Source organism: Mycobacterium sp. TH-M11, from assembly GCF_057473725.1.
On record NZ_JBYCLD010000235.1, the window covers coordinates 1 to 3,360 of the forward strand.

General features: G+C 68.3%; 3 protein-coding genes. 2 read left to right on the forward strand and 1 reads right to left on the reverse strand.

All coding sequences use genetic code 11. The features are described 5' to 3' along the window. Positions 1–152: 50S ribosomal protein L28 (gene rpmB / locus AC2VOG_RS09870; protein WP_486939722.1), on the reverse strand; the 152-nt coding region annotated here is incomplete at its 3' end. A gap of 264 nt (positions 153–416) precedes the next feature. Here rpmB and AC2VOG_RS09875 point away from each other — a divergent pair. Further along, positions 417–2,072: a DAK2 domain-containing protein gene (locus tag AC2VOG_RS09875; RefSeq protein ID WP_486939723.1), complete on the forward strand. Its 1,656-nt coding sequence runs from the start codon at positions 417–419 to the stop codon at positions 2,070–2,072. A 2-nt stretch (positions 2,073–2,074) separates the two neighbouring features. Next, on the forward strand, positions 2,075–3,360 hold a 1,286-nt coding region (locus AC2VOG_RS09880), incomplete at its 3' end, for a DEAD/DEAH box helicase (RefSeq protein WP_486939721.1).

Genomic DNA, 3,360 nt, shown 5'->3' on the forward strand with positions numbered 1-3,360 from the left:
ACGTTGACGCGGTGCTTGTTGCCCCCGGGACGGTCGGCAACGCGCACACTCTGAATGTTCGGGTCCCACCGGCGGCTCGTCCGGCGATGGGAGTGCGACACCGACTTGCCGAAGCCGGGGGCCTTCCCGCAGATATCGCAGACGGCAGCCATACGTGAAACTCCTCAGACTCTGGGGCCATGGGCTGATTGCCCTGCTCCTGTTCAGGCCTTGGCGGCCCGCGTCGTCGCAGCGCACGACCCAATGGGTGGCCCGGCAACCTGGCAAGAATAGCTGCCGCGGGGCGGAACTGCCAAAACGATCACTACCAGGTGCCGGCCGACCTGTGTTGTCGTCGGCAATGGATAGGCTGTCGCCCACCGGTGGCGGCGTGAGGAGGTGCCTTCCAGGTGGGATCGAGCGAGTCGGGGTCGAGGCTGGCCGGGCTGGATCGCGCGCTGGACGCGACCGCTCTGCGCGACTGGGCGCACACCGCGGTCGGTGACCTGATCACCCACATCGACGAGATCAATCGGCTCAACGTCTTTCCCGTCGCCGATTCCGACACCGGCGTCAACATGCTGTTCACCATGCGTTCTGCGCTGGCCGAGGCCAACACCGAGGCGAAATCCGACGACGTCGTCAAAACGGCGGCCGCCTTGTCCGCCGGCGCCCTGAACGGCGCACGGGGCAATTCCGGGGTGATCCTGTCGCAGATTCTGCGCGGTTTTGCCGACGTGACCGCCCACGCGTACGCCGAGGCAGGCGATGACCTGCAGGACATCGACGCCGCGCTGCTCGGTGCGGCGCTGCATCGCGGGGTTGATCTGGTCGTCGCGTCGATGGGCGGCCGAGAGGTCCAGGGAACGATCGTTTCGGTGCTCAAGGCCGCCGGTGAGGCGGTCGACGAGACAGCACCGGCGGGGCTGTCGCAGGCGGTCATCGCCGCCGGTGAGGCCGCGGTGGTGGCGCTGGAGAAAACCCCCGAGCAGCTCGATGTGCTCAGGGACGCCGGCGTGGTCGACGCCGGTGGTCGCGGCCTGCTGGTGCTGCTGGACGCGTTGCGATCGACGATCACCGGCCAGGCGCCCAGCCGCAAGGTCTACGAGCCGGCGCCGCGTCAGCACACGCTGGACCTCGCCGCGCAACCGCCGGCGCCGCAGTTCGAGGTGATGTACCTGCTGGGCGGGTGCGACGCCGAGGGCGCCGACCAGTTGCGCGAGCGGCTGGACGAACTCGGCGAATCGGTGGCCATCGCGACCTCCGGCGTGGTCGGTGGCCACTCGGTCCACGTCCACACCGATGATGCCGGCGCGGCGATCGAGGCGGGCCTGGCGTTCGGTCACCCGCGGCGCATTCAAATCTCCATGCTGACCAGCGGCACCGGCGGGCTGCCGCCGGGCAGCTGGACGCGCGAGCGCGCGGTGCTGGCCGTCATCGACGGCGACGGCGCGGCCGAACTGTTCGCCGATGAGGGAGCCTGCGTGTTGCGCTCCAACCCGCTCGCCGAGGACCCGGCGACGGTGATCACCGCCCAACAGCTGTTGCGTGCGGTCGTCGACACCGGTGCTGCTCAAGTGATGGTGCTGCCCAACGGTTACGTGCCGGCCGAGGAACTGGTGGCCGGCTGCACCGCGGCCATCGGATGGGGCATCGACGTGGTGCCACTGCCGACCGGCTCGATGGTGCAGGGCCTGGCCGCGCTCGCGGTCCACGAACCCGGCCGGCAGGCCGTCAACGACGGTTACACAATGGCTCGCGCCGCAGGCGGTGTGCGGCACGCAGCAGTGCGCGTCGCGACCGAGACGGCGTTGACGTGGGCCGGCACCTGCGAGCCGGGCAACGGACTGGGCATTGCCGGCGACGAGGTGCTGATCGTGGCGCCCGACGTCGCCTCGGCCGCGACCGGCCTGATCGATCTGCTGCTCGGCGCCGGCGGTGAGCTGACCACCGTGCTCATCGGTGACGGCATCGACGCGGACGCCGTCGAGACGGCGCTGCAGCAGCACCTGCACGACTACCACCCCGGTATCGAACTCGCGATGTACCGCACCGGGCATCGTGGCGATGCGTTGCTGATCGGGGTCGAATAGTCATGGCGTCGCTGCGCGACCGCCTGGATTTCATCGTCGGCGCCAAGGCGGCGGGCCCGCTCGACGAGGTGTTCGGTATCCAGACGATCGACGACTTGCTGCGCCACTACCCGCGCAGCTACGTCGAAGGCGCAGGAGTCCGCGACGCCGGCGCCGAGCCGCCGCCCGAGGGTGAGCACGTCACGCTCGTCGACGAGATCACCGAAACCGCACTGCTTTCGATCCGAAACCGCCCCAAGGACAAGCTGTTTCGCGTAACTCTGGGCTCCGGACGGGGCAAGGTCACCGCCACGTTCTTCCATCCCAAGAAGTGGATCACCGACCAGCTGTCCAAGGGAACCCGCGTCATGCTCTCCGGCGAGGTCGGGTACTTCCGCGGTGCCATGCAACTCACCCATCCCGATTTTCTGGTGCTGAATTCCGCCGACGGGCGCAACCACGGCAGCCGGTCGCTGAAGATGATCGCCAATGCCTCGCAGGCGGTGAGCGGGGAGGTGCTGCAGGAGGCCTTCGAGCGCACGTTCTACCCGATCTACCCGGCCAGTGCGAAGTTGCAGAGCTGGGACATTTTCAATTGTGTGCGGCAGGTACTCGAGGTGCTTGACCCGATACCGGACCCACTTCCCGAGACGCTGCGTGCCGCACATGATCTGGTGTCAGAGGACGAGGCGTTGCGCGCCATTCACCTCGCTGAGAACGACGTCGACCGGCGACGGGCAAAAGAGCGGTTGGCCTTCGACGAAGCGGTCGGTCTGCAGTGGGCGTTGGTGAGCCGGCGTCACGGCGAACTCGCGCAGTCCGGGCCGGCAGCGCCGTCGGCGCCGCAAGGCCTCAAACACGCACTGCTGCATCGCTTGCCGTTCGATTTGACCGCCGGGCAGCGTGAAGTCCTGGAGGTCCTGTCCGGCGAGCTCGCGGCGGACCGGCCGATGAACCGACTGCTGCAGGGCGAAGTGGGTTCTGGCAAGACCATCGTCGCGGTGTTGGCGATGCTGCAGATGGTTGACGCCGGCTACCAGTGCGCGCTGCTGGCGCCCACTGAAGTGCTTGCCGCCCAGCATGTTCGGTCGATCAGGGACGTGCTCGGGCCGTTGGCGATGGCGGGCCAGCTCGGCGGCGAGGACAACGCGACCCGGTTGGCGCTGTTGACCGGATCGATGTCGGCGGGCCAGAAGAAACAGGTGCGCGCCGAGATCGCCGGCGGCGAGGTCGGCATCGTCGTCGGCACCCATGCGCTGCTGCAGGACGCGGTCGAGTTCGACAACCTCGGCATGGTCGTCGTCGACGA